This window comes from Collimonas sp. (assembly GCF_035566375.1).
Taxonomy (GTDB): Bacteria; Pseudomonadota; Gammaproteobacteria; order Burkholderiales; family Burkholderiaceae_D; genus Collimonas.
On sequence record NZ_DATMRK010000007.1, the window covers coordinates 43,356 to 61,065 of the forward strand.

A 17,710-nucleotide genomic window follows, 5' to 3' on the forward strand; every position below is an offset into this window, starting at 1 on the left:
TGAGATAAGAAAATGGAGAGCGGCAGAACGGCCGTGGTCACACCGTCATGATCTCTTTTTCTTTGTCGACCACTTGTTTATCAACTTCAGCCACAGACTTGTCGGTCAATTTCTGGATCTCGTCCTGCGCACGACGTTCGTCGTCTTCCGAGCATTCCTTGTCCTTGACCAGTTTCTTGAAGGACTCGTTAGCATCGCGCCGAATATTGCGAATGGCAATTTTTGCATCTTCCGCTTCACCCTTGACCAGCTTCACCATTTCCTTGCGGCGCTCTTCTGTCAGCGCTGGCGTCGGCACACGGATCATCTCGCCTTGGGTGGATGGGTTGAGGCCCAGATCGGATTCACGGATGGCCTTCTCGACCACCGCAATCATTTTCTTCTCAAATGGCTGTACGCCAATGGTACGGGCATCGATCAAGGTCACATTGGCAACCTGGCTCAGGTTGGTCGGGCTGCCGTAGTACTCCACCATGATGTGATCGAGAATCCCGGTGTGGGCGCGACCGGTGCGTACTTTCGCCAGATCGGCGCGCAAAGTCTCAAGCGACTTTTGCATTCTCAGTTCAGTATTCTTTTTAACTTCAGCAATACTCATGCTGCTCTCCTATTCGAAAACTTTAAAACGAAACTTTAAAACGAAACTTTAAAAATCAATTACTTATTTGTGTAACTCATTTGTGTAACTCATTTGCGTAACTCATTTGCGTAACTCATTTGCCTAATTTATTTACGTAACTCATTTGCGTAAATATTATAAATTACACAAATAATTTAAACGTGCACCAAAGTACCCTCATCTTCACCCATGATGACCCGCTTCAGCGCGCCGGGCTTGACGATGGAGAATACCTTGATCGGCAGTTTCTGGTCGCGGCACAGGGCAAACGCGGTGGCATCCATGACTTGCAGATGCTTGGTGATTGCCTCATCGAAAGTGATGTGCGAATAGCGCGTTGCCGTTGGATCTTTATTTGGATCTGCGCTATAGACGCCGTCAACCTTGGTCGCCTTCAGGACGATTTCCGCACCGATTTCCGAACCGCGCAATGCCGCTGCGGTATCGGTGGTAAAGAACGGATTGCCGGTACCCGCTGCAAAGATGACAATTTTATCTTCTTCCAGATATTGCAGGGCTTTAGGCCGCACATAAGGCTCGACTACCTGCTCGATGCTGATTGCCGACATGACACGGGCTGTGAGGCCTTTTTGCCGCATGGCGTCTGCCAATGCCAGCGAATTCATCACGGTTGCCAGCATTCCCATATAGTCGGCGGTGGCGCGATCCATACCCTGGGCGCCCGGCGCTACGCCGCGGAAAATATTACCGCCGCCAATCACGATCGCCAGTTCAACGCCTAACTCAGCCACTTCGGCGACATCAGCAACCATACGATCGATCGTCGCCCGATTGATGCCATAGGCGTCGTCGCCCATCAGAGCCTCACCGGAGAGTTTCAGGAGAACACGCTTGTAAGCTGGTTTTGTCATGGTCTGGGCCCCTTGTGGCTTTCCGATTGATAATGTATTAGTCAATGCCTGGCTGAAGGACTGCAGCGCCATTGTCAGGCCAAACCGCAGCAAAATCCACTATCAACGCGCGCTTTCAGCGTGTATCGATGCTCAGCGCCGATTCCTGCGACCTTTCCCGCCCCGGGTTACGGAGCAGCGATTCAGCAAGGCATTCCTTAGTCCTTGGCTCGCGAAGAAAATTCCTCAGAGCCAAAAAAACGGGCCTTTCGGCCCGTATTCTTGCTTACGCCTGCTTGGCCGCAGCAACCGTCGCTGCAACTTCTGCAGCGAAGTCATCTTGTTTCTTCTCGATGCCTTCACCGACCACAAACATGGTGAACGACTTAACGCTGCTATTAGTTGCCTTCAGCATTTGTTCAACAGTTTGCTTGTCATTCTTGACGAAAGTCTGATTCAGCAAAGAAACTTCCTTCAGGAATTTCTGCACCGAACCTTCAATCATCTTGGCCGCGATATCCGCAGGCTTGCCGGATTCAGCCGCCTTCAGAGTAGCTACCGAACGCTCTTTCTCGATCAGTTCGGCAGGCACCTGGTCCGACGACAAGGAGACCGGCTTCATCGCTGCAATGTGCATGGCAACGTCTTTACCGACTTGTTCGTCGGCGCCGTCGAATTCAACCATCACGCCGATACGTGTGCCATGCAGGTAAGAAACCAGCTTGGCGGCAGTGTCAAAACGTGTGAAACGGCGAATCGACATATTTTCGCCGATACGGCCGATCAAGGCAGCGCGAGTTTCCTCAACGGTGCTACCGTCGAGCGGCAAAGCCGACAAGGCAGCGACGTCGGCCGGATTGTTTTCTGCAACCAGCTTGGCGCAAGCATTTGCCAAAGCCAGGAAGTCGTCGTTCTTGGTCACGAAGTCGGTTTCGCAATTGACTTCCACCAGGGCGCCAACGCCGCCGGCGATATACGCTGCAACCACGCCTTCGGCGGTCACGCGGGAAGCGGCTTTGGAAGCCTTGCCGCCCAGTTTCACGCGCAGAATTTCTTCTGCTTTGTCCATGTCGCCGCCAGCTTCGGTCAACGCTTTTTTGCATTCCATCATAGGCGCATCAGTCTTTGCGCGCAGTTCGCCTACCAGTGCTGCTGTAATTGCCGCCATACTATTCTCCTAGCTGAGTTGATGCTGTTCTTGCTGTCCTGCCGACCTGGTCACCGCTGTGCAGTGCGCCCAATCATCAGCCTTCCAGCAGCATCATTCAAAATATATTCGGGTAAAAAATAAGCAAGTGATACAAAAAAAGGGGCAACCACGCCCCCTTTTTATTCTGAAGTATCGAACCTCAGATTTGAGGCTTAAGCCTGATCGTTAACTTCAACGAATTCATCGCCGGCTGCGCCCTTGATAGCTTCAACCACGTCGTTCACTGCATTGGCACGACCTTCCAGGATCGCATCGGCAACGCCGCGAGCGTACAGAGCGATTGCCTTGGACGAGTCATCGTTACCAGGGATAACGTAAGTCACGCCGTCTGGCGAGTGGTTGGTGTCAACCACGCCGATAACCGGGATGCCCAGTTTAGCGGCTTCAGTGATGGCGCCCTTGTGGTAGCCGACGTCGATCACGAAAATTGCGTCAGGAATGCCGCCCATGTCCTTGATGCCGCCGATAGCCTTTTGCAGCTTGATCAGTTCGCGTTGGAACATCAGGCCTTCTTTTTTGCTCAGCTTCTCAACCGAACCGTCTTCAATCGCGGCTTCCATTTCTTTCAGGCGCTTGATCGAGGTCTTGATGGTCTTGAAGTTGGTCAGCATGCCGCCCAACCAGCGTTGGTCAACGAAAGGCGAACCCGAACGTGCTGCTTCAGCAGCAACGATTTCGCGTGCTTGACGCTTGGTGCCGACAAACAGGATGTTGCCGCGGTTGGATGACAATTGGCGGATGTACTTCATCGCCTCTTGGTACATACCAAGGGTCTTTTCCAGGTTGACGATATGAATCTTGTTGCGGTGACCGAAGATGAACGGCGCCATCTTTGGGTTCCAGAAACGGGTTTGGTGACCGAAGTGGACACCGGCTTCCAGCATTTCACGCATTGTTACTGACGACATAATTTTCTCCAGGGTTAGGTCTGGAACCCGCTCAGTCACTATCTTTGCCGTATTTACACACCGACAAGAACAGCACCCTTTTCGAGCGGATTCGCGCTTTTAAAACCGATTTTTAAACAAAATGAACTACTCAAACAACGACATAGCCAGATAGCAATCCGAGCTAACCCAAGATTGTACCCCAAAACCCCAGACTTCTTCAAGCGCCGCGAGGCATATCTTTAAGCGCATCTTGTTGGGCTCGTTTATAATCGTGACCTGAGCGAAAACAGGCCGTTTTCGGCTGTTTTCCAGTCGCTTTCCAACGAATTTCAAGAATTTCTCATACTCATTCTTATATTTTATGACTTCCATCTCGATTAAAACCGCCGAAGATATCGCCGGCATGCGCATCGCCGGCAGGCTCGCCTCGGAAGTGCTCGATTACATCACGCCGTTCGTCAAGGTCGGCGTCACCACCGGTGAGCTGGATCGCCTGTGCCACGAGTACATGACAAATGTGCAAGGCACCATCCCTGCCCCGCTGAACTATTGCCCGCCCGGTTATACGCCCTATCCGAAGGCTATCTGCACCTCGGTCAATGACGTCATCTGCCACGGCATTCCGGGCGACAAGGTATTGAAAAGCGGCGATGTCGTGAATCTCGATATCACCGTCATCAAGAATGGCTACCACGGCGACACCAGCCGCATGTTCTATGTCGGCGAACCCTCGATCATGGCCAAGCGCCTGGGCGACATCACCTATGAATGCATGTGGCTGGGAATTTCCAAGATCAAACCCGGCGCGCATCTGGGCGATATCGGCTATGTGATTCAGCAGCACGCCGAAAAAGCCGGCTACAGCGTAGTTCGCGAATTCTGCGGCCACGGCATCGGCAAGGTGTTCCACGAAGAGCCGCAGGTATTGCACTACGGCCGTCCCGGCACTCTGGAACGACTGGAAGCCGGCATGATTTTCACGGTCGAGCCGATGATCAACGCCGGCCGCCGTGATATTCGCGAAATGGGCGACGGCTGGACCATCAAGACCAAGGATCGCAGCTTGTCGGCCCAATGGGAGCATACCGTTCTGGTGACAGAAACCGGCTACGAAATCCTGACCCAATCCGCTGGTACACCGCCACCGCCTGCCTTCATTCAACCAGCGACTAACGCCACTACCGCGTAGTTGGCTTACATTTACATGACGACACTTGCCGCGACTCTCAAAAAACAGCTTAGGACCGAGCGGCAAACCATCATCTCTGCATTTCTGGCGGACGGCAAACCCGGCGAACTGCTGACGGCGTTGCGGCGCAGCGTCGACATCGCCCTCACGCAAGCCTGGAAAATGCTGGAGCTGCCGTCCAGTGCGGCGCTGGTGGCGGTCGGCGGTTATGGCCGCGGCGAGTTATTCCCGCATTCCGACGTCGATGTGCTGATCCTGCTGGCCGCCAGCCCGGACCCCGAATTGAAAGCCAAGCTGGAACAACTGGTGCAGCTGTTTTGGGATATCGGTCTCGAAATCGGCCACAGTATCCGCACCATAGACGAATGCCTGAGCGAATCTGCCGCCGACATCACGGTTCAGACCAGCTTGCTGGAAGCGCGGCTGGTGAGCGGTAATCAGCCACTGTTCCATCAGTTGCAGGAACGCTGCAATGCGGCCATGGACGCCTGCGCCTTTTTCCAGGAAAAAATCCTGGAAATGCGCCAGCGCCACGTCAAGTATGAAGATACGCCCTACAGCCTGGAACCGAACTGCAAGGAAAGCCCGGGCGGCTTGCGCGACTTGCAAGTCATCCTGTGGGTGGCGAAGGCTGCCGGCCTCGGCGAATCCTGGCCCAAGCTGGCCAAGCATGGCCTGATCACCGCCGCCGAAGCACGCCAGCTGTCACGCCAGGAACGTGCCTTCAAAGATATCCGGATCCGCCTGCACATCTACACCAATCGGCGCGAAGACCGGCTGGTGTTCGACGTCCAGACGCCGATCGCCGAAGCACTCGGTTTCCAGACCACCGAAACCCGGCGCGCCAGCGAATACCTGATGCAGCGCTATTACTGGGCCGCCAAAGCGGTGACCCAGCTCAACACCATCCTGCTGCAAAATATCGAAGTGCAACTGTTTCCGCAGCCGATGGCGCCGCAACGCATCAACGACCGCTTCAACCACCTTAACCACCTGATCGATATCGCACGCGACGACCTGTTCCAAACCACGCCGTCAGCGATGCTGGAATTGTTCCTGCTGCTGGCCCAGCATAGCGAACTGAAGGACATGACCGCGCGCACCCGGCGCGCCCTGTGGCATGCCCGCGTCAAGATCGACAACAGGTTCCGCCGCGATCCGCTGAATCGGTCACTGTTCATCCAGATCATCCAGGCGCCGCAGGGAATTACCCACGCGCTGCGCGGCATGAATCAAACCAGCATCCTGGGTCGTTACCTGCCGAATTTCCGGCGCATCGTCGGCCAGATGCAGCACGACCTGTTCCATGTCTACACGGTCGACCAGCATATCCTGATGGTGGTGCGCAACGTGCGCCGCTTTACCATGAGCGAACATGCCCATGAATATCCGTTTTGCAGCCAGCTGATCGCCAACTTCCCGCGCGCCTGGCTGTTGTATGTCGCCGCCTTGTTCCATGACATCGCCAAGGGCCGTGGCGGCGATCACTCCAAGCTAGGCATGACCGACGCCCTGCATTTCTGCCAGCAGCATGGCTTGCCGGCGGCGGATACCGAGCTGGTGGTGTTCCTGGTCGAACATCACCTGACCATGTCCCAAGTGGCGCAAAAGCAGGATCTGTCGGACCCCGAGGTGATCCTCAACTTTGCCGCCACCATGAAGGATGAACGTCATCTTACTGCGCTCTACCTGCTGACCGTGGCCGACATCCGTGGCACCAGCCCCAAGGTGTGGAATGCCTGGAAAGGCAAATTGCTGGAAGACCTGTACCGCATGACGCTGCGGGTGCTGGGCGGTGAAACGCCGTCGGCCGATCGCGAACTGAAAAATCGCCAGGAAGAAGCCCTGAAAACCCTGCGCCTGTATGGCTTGGCGGCAGACGCTCACGAGCAGTTGTGGCAGCAACTCGACGTCGCCTATTTCTTGCGCCACGACGCTTCCGACATCGCCTGGCAAACCCGCTCCTTCTACAACCAGACCGACAGCGCCAATCCGATCGTCAAGTGCCGCCTGGCGCCGATCGGCGAAGGTTTGCAGGTGGCGGTCTACACCAAGGACCGGAGCGACCTGTTCATCCGCATCAGCAGCTATTTCGACAGCAAGAATTTCAGCATCCTGGATGCAAAAATCCAGACCACGCGGCACGGCTACGCGCTCGATTCTTTCCTCATCAGCGCGCCGCTGTTTGCCAAGCACTATCGCGACATCATCAACCTGATCGAGCATGAACTGACCCTTTTACTGCAATCCGACAGCCCGCTGCCGGCGCCCTCCAAGGGCCGCCTGTCACGGCTGTCGCGCACCTTCCCGGTGACGCCGACGGTCGATCTGCGCCCCGACGACCGCGGCCAGTATTACCTGCTATCGATTACCGCCAATGACCGCACCGGGCTGCTGTATTCCGTCGCCAGCGTCCTGGCCAAGCACAAGATCAATTTGCACACCGCCAAGATCATGACCCTCGGCGAGCGGGTCGAAGACGTGTTCCTGGTCGATGGCAATGCGCTTAACCATGCGCGATTGCAAATCCAGCTGGAAACCGATTTGCTGGATGCGCTGCATATTTAGCTTCGATTTAAGCTGCTCTGCAGTTTTTATTTTTATACTCTTCTTATTCGATTTAAGCTGCTCTGCAGTTTTTATTTTTATACTCTTCTTATTTTTTGCATTCCATGACCGAACCATTACGCCTTTCCAAACGCATGTCAGAACTCGGGCTATGCTCGCGCCGCGAAGCCGATGAATGGATCGCTCGCGGCTGGGTCCGGGTTGATGGCGTCGTCGTCTCGGAACTCGGCAGCAAAGTATTGCCAAGCCAGCGCATCAGCGTCGAACGCCAGGCCGCGGCCGAACAATCGAAACGGGTCACCATCCTGATCAACAAACCGGTCGGTTACGTCAGCGGCCAGGCCGAAGACGGTTATCAACCGGCGGTGGCGCTGATCAAGGAAGCCAACCGCTGGAGCGAAGACCGCTCGCCGACCTTGTTCCATCCGACCCAGTTGCGCAGCCTGGTGCCGGCCGGCCGCCTCGATATCGATTCGGTCGGCCTGCTGGTGCTGACCCAGGATGGCCGCATCGCCAAGCATCTGATCGGCGAAGAAACCAGCGTCGATAAAGAATACCTGGTGCGGGTGCGCTACACCAAAGGCGACAAGCTGCCCGACGCCGAACTGCGCCGCCTCAATCACGGCCTGACCCTGGACGGCAAAAAGCTCAAGCCGGCCATCGTCAAATGGCAAAACGAGGACCAGCTGAGTTTCACCTTGCGCGAAGGTAAAAAACGCCAGATTCGCCGCATGTGCGATATGGTCGGGCTCAAGGTATTGGGTTTGAAACGGGTGCGGATTGGCGGTGTGAAGCTGGGGAATTTGCCGGAAGGGCAATGGCGCTATCTGGGCGCAGACGAGCAATTTTAATACCGGCTTAATAATACGGCTTAATAATACGGCTTAATAACACCGGCTTAAGAAACCGGGTCAGCCTCAACGCTGACCCGCAGGCCGCAGCGGGCGGCCAGCGAGGGCCGCTGCCGCTTCCAAGAAACTACAAGAAACGATCCAGAATCTTGCGGCTGGCCTTGTCCAGGGCCTGCGTATCGCGGATCAGGAACTGCACGCCGTGGCTGTCGGCAATCAACAAACTGGTCGCCACGATGCGCCGGATATCCTCTTCCCCCTTCAGCGTAAAAGAAGCATCGCCGCGATTGGTTTCCACGTACCAGGTGCTAGGTGCGGTAAAACTGGAAACCCGTTGAATACGCCGAATTTCCGGCATGAATTCACGGCTCGCCAGTTCTTTCTCGACCATGGCGCGGGTCGCATCCGGCAAATCACTCAGGCGTGAAATCCAGGCCAGCTCCTGGCCATCGCCGTTCACCAGCGAGATGCCGTCGTCCGGCGCGCCGATAGGAAAGGCGCGCACCGGCACCACGCCTTCATGCACTTCGCCATTCGCGCCGGTGTATACCAGACGACCAAAGGCATTGCGGCTTAGTTTGAAATCATGGATTGTCATGCGGCACTCTCATCGCTCTCTTCGCTGTCTTCATCGACCAATGTCGGCTCGGCATCGACGTTGCGCAACTGCGCTTGATACAGACGGTAATAGGCGCCTTCGCGCAGCATCAATTCGTCATGGCTGCCGACCTCGACTATCTGGCCGCGATCCAGCACCACCAATCGGTCAGCCTTGCGCAAGGTCGACAAACGGTGAGCAATCGCTATCGTGGTGCGGCCTTGCACCAGGTTGTCGAGCGCTTTCTGGATTTCTTTTTCTGTAGTGGTGTCGACCGACGACGTAGCTTCATCCATGATCAGGATGCGCGGATCGATCAGCAAGGCGCGGGCAATCGAAATACGCTGGCGTTCGCCGCCCGACAGCGCCTGGCCGCGTTCGCCCACCAGCGAGTCATAACCTTGCGGCAAGCGCAGAATGAATTCGTGGGCATGGGCGGCGCGCGCGGCGGCAACGATTTCTTCGCGGGTGGCTTCAGGTTTTCCGTAGCAGATATTCTCTGCAATCGTGCCGAAAAACAGGAACGGCTCTTGCAGCACCAGGCCGATATTGCGGCGGTATTCCGAGATCGGCATGGAGCGGATATCGACGCCGTCAATCCGTATCGATCCTTCCGACACATCATAAAAACGGCAGATCAGATTGACCAGGGTGCTCTTGCCGGAACCGCTATGCCCCACCAGGCCGATCATCTCACCCGGCGCAATCGACAGGTTGACGTCGCGCATCACCGCCCGGTTGCCGTAACGGAAACCGATATTGCGCAATTCGATGGCGCCTTTCACGTGCTCCAGATGCACCGGGTTGGCCGGCTCCGGCACACTCGATACGTGATCCAGGATTTCGAAAATGCGCTTGGCGCCGACCGCGGCTTTTTGCGTCACCGAAACGATCCGGCTCATCGAATCGAGGCGGGTATAGAAGCGGCTGATGTAAGCCAGGAACGAGGCCAGCACACCGACCGTGATTTCATTTTTCGAGACTTGCCAGATACCGAACACCCAGACCACCAGCAAACCCATTTCAGTCAGCAAGGTAACCGTCGGCGAGAACAGAGACCAGATTTTATTGACCCTGTCGTTGACCAGCAGGTTGTGCTGGTTGGCGTCGCGGAAACGCGTGGCTTCACGCTTTTCCTGGGCAAACGCCTTGACCACGCGGATCCCTGGAATCGTATCGGCCAGGACATTGGTCACCTCGGCCCAGATCCGATCGATCTTTTCAAAACCATGCTTCAAGCGGTCCCGCACCAGATGGATCATCCAGGCAATGAACGGCAACGGCACCAGTGTCACCAGCGCCAGCCAGGGATTGATCGAAAACAGGATCACCGCAGTCATCACGATCATCAATACGTCGATCGCAAAATCCAGCAAATGCAAGGACAGGAACACGCAGATGCGATCGCTTTCGGAACCGATGCGCGCCATCAGGTCGCCGGTGCGTTTGCCGCCGAAATATTCTTGCGACAGGCGCAGCAAATGTTCGTAGGTAGTAGTCCGCAAATTGGCGCCGATGCGCTCGCTGACCAAGGCCAGGATGTAGGTACGGGCCCAGCCCAGGCTCCAGGCGACCAAAGCCGAAGCCAGCAAACCCGACAAGTAAAGCTTGACCAGATCGTAGTTGATCGGCTTGCCGTTTTGATATGGAATCAGCACATTATCCATCAAGGGGCCCATCAGATAAGGCGGCACCAGGGTGGCGGCAGTAGAAATCAGCATCAGCACAAAACCCAGCAGCAGCATGCCCTTGTAGGGCGTGGCAAAACGCGCCAGCCGGAACAGCGCCCAGGTCGAAGACGGGGCCTCTTTTTTTTCAGGACAAATCAGACACTCGTCGCTACCGGGCGGCAAAGGCGCCTTGCATTGCGGACAAGTAGCCTGCTCCTGGCGCGCTGCAGAACGCCCTGCCAGATGATCGTCGCGCTGCTGCTCGAAGACCTTGATCAGGCGCAGCGCTTCCAGGTTGAGACCGAGCGTGTAACGCCAGCTGGCCAGCTGTTGTTGTTCGTCGAACAATTCCAGGCTGCCGACGCCGGCGTGATCGTGATGACCCAGCGTCAGGCCCGGCCGGTAAGCCCATTCACACCAGCTGCTGTCTGCAGCCATCTTGGCCAGCACACGCTGATTGGTGAGCAATACCAGACCGCGCGCGAAATGCAGCGAAGCGTTGAGATCGACTTCCAGGGACGCCAGAATCTCTTCGGCGGGAGCTAGTTGAGTTGTCACTTCGGCACGCCAGGAGGCGGGCAGCATAGGTGACAAATCAGGCGATAAATAATTACCAGTGGTGAGCACAGGGGATAAAGGGTTGCTTTTCATCTAAACGGCATGGTGTGTCCGCATGCATACTCGGACAGGATGGAATTTTGTGTGAAATCGCCGCAAATGGCGCACATCGTCTGCCGCAAGTATTATATCCTATCGAGTTTTTCGGAAACGTTACTTTTCGTTACCAATTAAACCTATCTTTTTGTTATTTGGTGAGCCCTTGTAAACCAATTCACGCTTTAGTGCGTTACAGATAATTGCAGGGTGTTGAAACCGGCACATGCAAAAAATTCAGCATTCACGCAAGTATCGTCCTATTGCATTGCCTCATTGCTCACTCATGAAAAACATTGAAATTCTCCGTATCATGTCGCTGCGCGGTCCAAATATCTGGACCTATCGATCAACTCTTGAGGCGTGGATCGACATTGGTGAACTGGAAGATTTCCCCTCCAATACCCTGCCCGGCTTTAACCAGCGCCTGACCAGCTGGCTGCCCTCCCTGATCGAGCATCGCTGCAGCTACGGTGAACGCGGCGGTTTTGTACAGCGCCTGCAAGACGGCACCTGGCCCGGCCATATTCTCGAACACGTCACACTGGAATTACAAAACCTGGCCGGCATGCCCGGCGGTTTCGGCAAAGCCCGTAGCACCTCGGTGCGCGGCGTCTACAAAGTTGCGGTGCGCGCGCGCCATGAACAAGTGACCCGCGCCGCCCTGCACGCCGCCCGCGACCTGGTGATGGCAGCAATTGAAGACAAGGTATTCGACGTCCCTGCCACCATCGCTGAACTGCGCAGCATGGTCGATTCGCGCTGCCTGGGGCCGAGCACGGCCTGCATCGTCGAAGCGGCGGATGAACGACGCATCCCCTCGTTCCGCCTCACCGAAGGCAATCTGGTGCAACTCGGCCACGGCGTTCGCCAGCGTCGCATCTGGACCGCGGAAACCGATCAGACCAGCGCCATCGCAGAAAGCATCTCCAGCGACAAGGATCTGACCAAGAGCTTGCTGCAGGCTTGCGGCGTGCCGGTGCCGGAAGGCCAACTGGTGGAGAGCGCCGCAGAGGCCTGGGAAGCGGCTGAAGACATCGGCTTGCCGGTGGTGGTCAAACCGTCCGACGCCAATCACGGCCGCGGCGTATTTATCGATCTCAACACCCAGGCCGAAATCGAAACCGCCTATGCGCTGGCGCTGCAAGAAGGCAGCAGCGTCATCGTCGAGCGTTTCATTCGCGGCAACGAACACCGCTTGCTGATCGTTGGCGGCCGCCTGGCGGCAGCTGCGCGCGGCGAGCCGCTGTCAGTCAGCGGCGACGGCAGTTCGACCGTGCGCCAACTGATAGACAGCCAGATCAATTCCGATCCACGCCGTGGCGAACTTGAAGAATGCCCGCTCAGCCTGGTGCTGCTGGATGAAGAACCAGTGGTGCGGGTGGAGCTGGAGCGGCAAGGCTTTAACGGCGAATCGATCCCGGCCGCAGGCCAGCAGGTACTGATCCAGCGCAATGGCAATGTCTCTATCGACGTCACCGATCTGGTTCACCCTAGCGTCGCCGCCGCAGCCTCGCTCGCCGCGCGCGTGGTCGGCCTGGATATTGCCGGCGTCGACCTGGTGGCCGAAGATATTTCGCGGCCGCTGGAAGAACAGCGTGGCGCGATCGTCGAAGTCAACGCCGGCCCCGGCCTGCTGATGCATCTGAAACCGGCGCAAGGCAGAGCGCGTCCGGTCGGCCGCGCCATCATCGAGCACCTGTTTGCCGCTGCCGACAATGGCCGCATCCCGATCGTCGGCGTCACCGGCACGCACGGCAAAACCACCGTCTCGCGCCTGATCGCCTGGCAACTGCATTTGAGCGGCAACCATGTCGGCCTGGCTTGCGGCGACGGCCTCTATTTCGCGCAGCGGCAAGTCGAAAAAGGCGACCGCGCCAATTGGGAATCAGCGCAACGGGTGCTGATCAACCGTGCGGTCGAAGCCGCCGTGTTTGAAAACAGTCACGACACCATTCTCTCGGAAGGCCTGGTCTACGATCGCTGCCAGGTCGGCGTCGTCACCAATATCGCCGCCGACGACAGCTCGCCGCAGTACTACATCGCCGATGCTGAGGAAATGGTGAAAGTGGCCCGCACCCAGGTCGATGTTGTATTGCCGAGCGGGGTTGCTGTGCTGAACGCCGCCGATCCGCTGGTAGCGGGCATGGCGTCGTTGTGCGACGGCGAGGTGATTTTCTTTGGCGTCGACCCTGCCCTGCCGGTGATTGCCGAGCAACTTGAACAAGGCAAGCGCGCAGTCTTTATCCAGAATGACCAGATCATGCTGGCCACCGGCAAAAGCGAAACGCTGCTAGCCGACATCACTACCGTGCCGCTGATCAGCCGTAGCAAAGACAGCTTCCAGATTGAAAATGTATTGGCAGCAGTGGCTGCCGCATGGGCGCTGGACATCTCTCACGATTTGATGCGTGCAGGGATAGAGACTTTCGAGATGGTTTAAAAATTTAAGCAGGGTCGGCAACCATTTGCCGACCCTGCTTTTTTGATTAGTAATATCAGTATTAATAGGAAAACTTGTTGATGGACGTTTCACGTATCCGAGTACTTCGCGGCCCCAATCTGTGGAGTCGACATACCGCTATCGAAGCCATCGTGTCTTGTACCGATGCCGAGCGCGCCATTGCAGGCATCGCAGGTTTCGAAGCCAGGCTACGTGAACGCTTTCCACAGATTGGCTTCCTGGAAGCGAGCGGCAAAAGCGAGGTCGTCTCGATGGCGCACGCCTTGGAGATTGCCGCGCTCGGACTGCAATCGGAAGCCGGTTGCCCGGTCACTTTCAGCCGCACCGTGCCGACTTTGGAAGCCGGCGTCTATCAGGTAATCGTCGAATATACCGAAGAAGATGTCGGCAAGCTGGCTTTCCAATTGGCGCTGGAGCTGTGCCTGGCGGCGCTGCAAGACAAGCCTTTCGATCTCACTGGCGCCTTGGCCAACCTGCAGGAACTGGACGAAGACATTCGCCTCGGACCGAGCACCGGCTCCATCGTGCAAGCCGCCGTGGCGCGCGGGATTCCGTTCCGTCGCCTGACCGGCGGCAGCATGGTGCAATTCGGCTGGGGCAGCCGCCAGCGCCGCATCCAGGCGGCCGAAACCAACCACACCAGCGCCATCGCCGAATCGATCGCCCAAGACAAAGACCTGACCAAGAAACTGCTGAACGCCGCCGGCGTCCCGGTACCTATGGGCCGGGTAGTCAGCAGCGCCGAAGAAGCCTGGGCCGCGACCCAGGAAATCGCCGGCCCGGTAGTACTCAAACCGCGCGACGGCAACCAAGGCAAAGGTGTGGCGGTCAACATCACTGCCCGTGAACAAGTCATGGCAGCGTTTGAAGTCGCTGCAAAAATCTGTTCGGAAGTCATCGTCGAGCGCTACCTGCCGGGCCACGATTTCCGCCTGCTGGTGGTCGGCAAGCAACTGATCGCCGCCGCCCGCCGCGATCCGCCGCAAGTCATCGGCGACGGCGTGCGCACCATCAGCCAGCTGGTAGACCAGGTCAATAGCGACCCGCTGCGCGGCGAAGGCCATGCCACTTCGCTGACAAAAATCCGCTTCGATGCGATCGCCCTGGCGACCTTGTCCAAGCAGAATTACAGCGCCGATTCGATTCCGCAGCAAGGCGTGCGGGTGGTCTTGCGCAACAACGCCAACCTGAGCACCGGCGGCACCGCCACCGATGTCACCGAAGATGTCCATCCCGAACTGGCGGCACGTGCAGTGGCTGCAGCGCAAATGGTCGGCCTCGATATCTGCGGCGTCGATGTGGTCTGCAACAACGTCCACCAGCCGCTGGAAGAACAGGAAGGCGGCGTGGTCGAAGTCAACGCCGCACCCGGCTTGCGCATGCACATCAGTCCTTCCTACGGCAAGGGCCGCGCGGTTGGCGCCGCCATCATGGCGACCATGTTCGAAGCCGGCGACAACGGCCGCATCCCGTTGGTAGCGGTTGCCGGCACCAACGGCAAAACCACCACCGTGCGCCTGATCGCCCACCTGCTGGGCCGCAAAGGGTTGCGCGTCGGCATGACCAATTCCGACGGCGTCTACATCGAACAGCAACGCATCGATACCGGCGATTGCAGCGGTCCGCGCAGCGCCCGCAATGTCTTGATGCACCCGGACGTCGACGCCGCCGTGTTTGAAACCGCACGTGGCGGCATCTTGCGCGAAGGCCTCGGCTTCGACCGCTGCGATGTCGCCGTGGTTACCAATATCGGCATGGGCGATCATCTCGGCCTGAGCTATATCAGCACGGTGGAAGATCTGAGCGTAGTCAAACGCGTGATCGTCGAAAACGTTGCGCCTGGTGGCCACGCCGTCTTGAACGCCGCCGATCCGATGGTCGCCAGCATGGCCAAATCGTGCTCCGGTTCAGTCACCTTTTTCGCCCATGATTTCCATCACCCGCTGATGACCACCCACCGCGCCCAAGGGCATCGGGTGGTGTATCAGGACGGCAACGCCATCGTCGCCGCCAAGGGCAAGCAAGAACATCGGATAGCGCTGCAAGAGATTCCGCTGACGCGCAACGGCACGATCGGCTTCCAGATCGAAAACGCCATGGCGGCGATCGCCGCCGCCTGGGCCTTGAACCTGGATTGGGATGTGATCCGCGCCGGCCTCAGCACTTTCATCAACGACGCCGCCACCGCGCCCGGCCGCTTCAATGTATTCGACTATCGCGGCGCCACCCTGATCGCCGATTACGGCCACAACCCGGATGCGATCCAGGCGCTGGTAAAAGCCATCGACGGCATGCCCGCCAAACGCCGCTCGGTCGTCATCAGCGGCGCCGGCGACCGGCGCGATATCGACATCCGCCAGCAGACCGAAATCCTGGGCGATGCTTTCGATCAGGTAATCCTGTATCAAGACCAATGCCAGCGCGGCCGCGCCGACGGCGAAGTGCTCGGCCTGTTGCGCCAGGGTTTGCAAAATGCCCGCCGCACTACTTCAACCGAGGAAATCAACGGCGAATTTGTCGCCATCGATACCGCCTTGTCACATCTGTCGCCAGGTGATCTTTGCCTGATCCTGGTGGACCAGGTGGAAGAAGCCTTGGCGCATATTGCCAAGCGCATCGCGGAAGTGTGAGTTAAAGCGTGAGTTGAAAACGACTCGCCATCGGTTCCCGCATTGAATGACCAAGCGGGTATCCGGTGGCGGTCAGGCTGAGGCCGGCTTATGCCCGGTCAAGGCCGCACCGGCGTTCAAAGGTAGCCGCCGGGTCACAGGAATCGAGGCCATCGAGAACAGGCCGATGACAATAAATGCCGGCCAGAAATCCCCCGCCACGATAGTGGAATGCCCCTGCAAGCGGCTCGACATATGTACAGCCAGACCGCCGATGGTAACTCCCAAACCCAAAGAAATCTGCTGCACCACGCTGGCCAGGCTGGTAGCGCGGCTGACGTCGGCGCTATCCAGATCGGCGTAAGCCATGGTGTTGAGGCAGGTGAATTGCATGGACGGGAAAAACCCGCCCAGCAAGACCACCGCCATCATCACCAGATAAGGCGTAGTCGGCGTGAACAAGCCATACGAAGCCAGCGCCAGCCCGGCCAGCACCGCATTCCAGATCAGCACCGAGCGGAAACCGTAACGCCGCAGGATAGAAGTGCCGATGGCTTTCATGAAGATCGCGCCAAAAGCCGAGGCGCAAGTAATCGTGCCGGCATGGAAGGCATTCATGCCAAAACCGACCTGCAACGCCAGCGGCAACAGGAACGGCACCGCGCCCAGCCCGATGCGAAACAGCGAACCGCCGATCACGCTGGCGCGGAAAGTCGGAATCCGCAGCAAGCGCAGATCCAGCAACGGAAACGGTTCACGCCGCGCGTGCAGCAGATACACGTACAAGGTCAGCCCACCGAGTACACACATGCCAAAGGCCGATGCCGACGACAGCAACTCGCCGTCAATCAGCGACAAGCCCAGCATCAGCAGCGTACTGCCAACCGCCGACAAGACAAAACCCTTCATATCCAGCGGCTGCAAATCGTCGGAACGGTAATTCTCGATATAGCGGCTGGCCAGGTACATGCCAAGAATACTGATAGGGACATTAATCAGGAAAATCCAGCGCCAATGGAAATAAGTGGTGATGAAACCGCCCAGCGGCGGCCCGATCACCGGCCCCAGTTGCGACGGAATAGTCAGGTAACTGATGGCCTTGACCAGTTCGGTACGCGGCACCGAACGGAAAATCACGATACGCCCGACTGGCACCATCATCGCGCCGCCTATGCCCTGCAAGAAGCGGGCAGCGACAAACGCCGCCAGCGAGCTCGACGCCGCGCACATCAGCGAACCAGCCAGGAACACCAGGATCGCGGAGCGGAACACGGTGCGCGCACCGAAGCGATCGGCAACCCAGCCGCTGATCGGGATGAACACGCCAAGCCCGACCACATACGAGGTCAAAGCCAGTTTCAAGGTAAGGGGATCTTGCCCGAGGTCGCGCGCCAGCACCGGCAGAGAGGTGGCAATCACCGTCGCGTCCATGTTTTCCATGAACAGCGCGCAAGCAACAATGAGCGGAATTAGAAGAGTACGTGACACTGCCGATAACCGTAGGGTAAACAAAAAGACAGATGCAAGCAGTGTTGCA

At 57.5% G+C, this 17,710-nt stretch carries 12 protein-coding genes; 5 read left to right on the forward strand and 7 right to left on the reverse strand.

Annotated elements, in window-relative coordinates:
- Positions 1-37 precede the first annotated feature (37 nt).
- The 4 genes from frr to rpsB form a co-directional block, all read right to left on the reverse strand.
- The gene (gene frr / locus VNZ60_RS01215) at positions 38-598 is read right to left on the reverse strand and encodes a ribosome recycling factor (protein ID WP_325656378.1); all 561 of its coding nucleotides are present in this window, start codon (positions 596-598) and stop codon (positions 38-40) included.
- A 176-nt stretch (positions 599-774) separates the two neighbouring features.
- On the reverse strand, positions 775-1,491 hold the full coding sequence (gene pyrH / locus VNZ60_RS01220; RefSeq protein ID WP_211454164.1) for a UMP kinase: 717 nt from the start codon (positions 1,489-1,491) through the stop codon (positions 775-777).
- Positions 1,492-1,756: 265 nt separating this feature from the next.
- Entirely contained in the window at positions 1,757-2,638 is an 882-nt protein-coding gene (gene tsf, locus VNZ60_RS01225) for a translation elongation factor Ts (RefSeq protein ID WP_325656382.1), read from the reverse strand.
- A gap of 194 nt (positions 2,639-2,832) precedes the next feature.
- Positions 2,833-3,588 (reverse strand): 30S ribosomal protein S2, encoded by a 756-nt coding sequence (gene rpsB, locus VNZ60_RS01230; protein ID WP_325656384.1) that lies wholly within the window; start codon positions 3,586-3,588, stop codon positions 2,833-2,835.
- Positions 3,589-3,931: 343 nt separating this feature from the next.
- Here rpsB and map point away from each other — a divergent pair, with 343 nt between their 5' ends.
- From map to VNZ60_RS01245, 3 genes are all read left to right on the forward strand, one after another.
- Positions 3,932-4,759, forward strand: coding sequence for a type I methionyl aminopeptidase (gene map, locus VNZ60_RS01235; RefSeq protein ID WP_325656386.1), 828 nt, complete (start codon positions 3,932-3,934; stop codon positions 4,757-4,759).
- A 15-nt stretch (positions 4,760-4,774) separates the two neighbouring features.
- Positions 4,775-7,327: a [protein-PII] uridylyltransferase gene (locus tag VNZ60_RS01240; protein WP_325656388.1), complete on the forward strand. Its 2,553-nt coding sequence runs from the start codon at positions 4,775-4,777 to the stop codon at positions 7,325-7,327.
- Positions 7,328-7,431: 104 nt separating this feature from the next.
- Entirely contained in the window at positions 7,432-8,178 is a 747-nt protein-coding gene (locus tag VNZ60_RS01245; protein WP_325656390.1) for a pseudouridine synthase, read from the forward strand.
- A 127-nt stretch (positions 8,179-8,305) separates the two neighbouring features.
- Here VNZ60_RS01245 and VNZ60_RS01250 read toward each other — a convergent pair whose 3' ends face one another.
- Together VNZ60_RS01250 and VNZ60_RS01255 are read right to left on the reverse strand one after the other, a co-directional pair.
- Complete coding sequence (locus VNZ60_RS01250; RefSeq protein WP_325656392.1) at positions 8,306-8,776, reverse strand: cyanophycin metabolism-associated DUF1854 family protein; 471 nt, start codon at positions 8,774-8,776, stop codon at positions 8,306-8,308.
- Positions 8,773-11,097, reverse strand: coding sequence for a cyanophycin metabolism-associated ABC transporter (locus tag VNZ60_RS01255; RefSeq protein WP_414648752.1), 2,325 nt, complete (start codon positions 11,095-11,097; stop codon positions 8,773-8,775). The genes VNZ60_RS01250 and VNZ60_RS01255 overlap by 4 nt, the downstream gene beginning before the upstream one ends.
- Before the next feature lie 289 nt (positions 11,098-11,386).
- On the opposite strand from VNZ60_RS01255, the gene VNZ60_RS01260 reads away from it, so the two are divergent.
- Entirely contained in the window at positions 11,387-13,543 is a 2,157-nt protein-coding gene (locus tag VNZ60_RS01260; RefSeq protein WP_325656393.1) for a cyanophycin synthetase, read from the forward strand.
- An 80-nt stretch (positions 13,544-13,623) separates the two neighbouring features.
- Positions 13,624-16,194, forward strand: a complete 2,571-nt coding sequence (gene cphA, locus VNZ60_RS01265; protein ID WP_325656395.1) for a cyanophycin synthetase — start codon at positions 13,624-13,626, stop codon at positions 16,192-16,194.
- Positions 16,195-16,266: 72 nt separating this feature from the next.
- On the opposite strand, the gene VNZ60_RS01270 is transcribed toward cphA, so the two are convergent.
- Entirely contained in the window at positions 16,267-17,661 is a 1,395-nt protein-coding gene (locus VNZ60_RS01270) for an MFS transporter (protein ID WP_325656397.1), read from the reverse strand.
- Positions 17,662-17,710: the final 49 nt, after the last annotated feature.

Coding starts and splice junctions, on each gene's coding strand:
- frr (WP_325656378.1), bottom strand. CDS start 598: ATGAGTATTGCTGAAGTTAAAAAGAATACTGAACTGAGAATGCAAAAG.
- pyrH (WP_211454164.1), bottom strand. CDS start 1,491: ATGACAAAACCAGCTTACAAGCGTGTTCTCCTGAAACTCTCCGGTGAG.
- tsf (WP_325656382.1), bottom strand. CDS start 2,638: ATGGCGGCAATTACAGCAGCACTGGTAGGCGAACTGCGCGCAAAGACT.
- rpsB (WP_325656384.1), bottom strand. CDS start 3,588: ATGTCGTCAGTAACAATGCGTGAAATGCTGGAAGCCGGTGTCCACTTC.
- map (WP_325656386.1), top strand. CDS start 3,932: ATGACTTCCATCTCGATTAAAACCGCCGAAGATATCGCCGGCATGCGC.
- VNZ60_RS01240 (WP_325656388.1), top strand. CDS start 4,775: ATGACGACACTTGCCGCGACTCTCAAAAAACAGCTTAGGACCGAGCGG.
- VNZ60_RS01245 (WP_325656390.1), top strand. CDS start 7,432: ATGACCGAACCATTACGCCTTTCCAAACGCATGTCAGAACTCGGGCTA.
- VNZ60_RS01250 (WP_325656392.1), bottom strand. CDS start 8,776: ATGACAATCCATGATTTCAAACTAAGCCGCAATGCCTTTGGTCGTCTG.
- VNZ60_RS01255 (WP_414648752.1), bottom strand. CDS start 11,097: ATGAAAAGCAACCCTTTATCCCCTGTGCTCACCACTGGTAATTATTTA.
- VNZ60_RS01260 (WP_325656393.1), top strand. CDS start 11,387: ATGAAAAACATTGAAATTCTCCGTATCATGTCGCTGCGCGGTCCAAAT.
- cphA (WP_325656395.1), top strand. CDS start 13,624: ATGGACGTTTCACGTATCCGAGTACTTCGCGGCCCCAATCTGTGGAGT.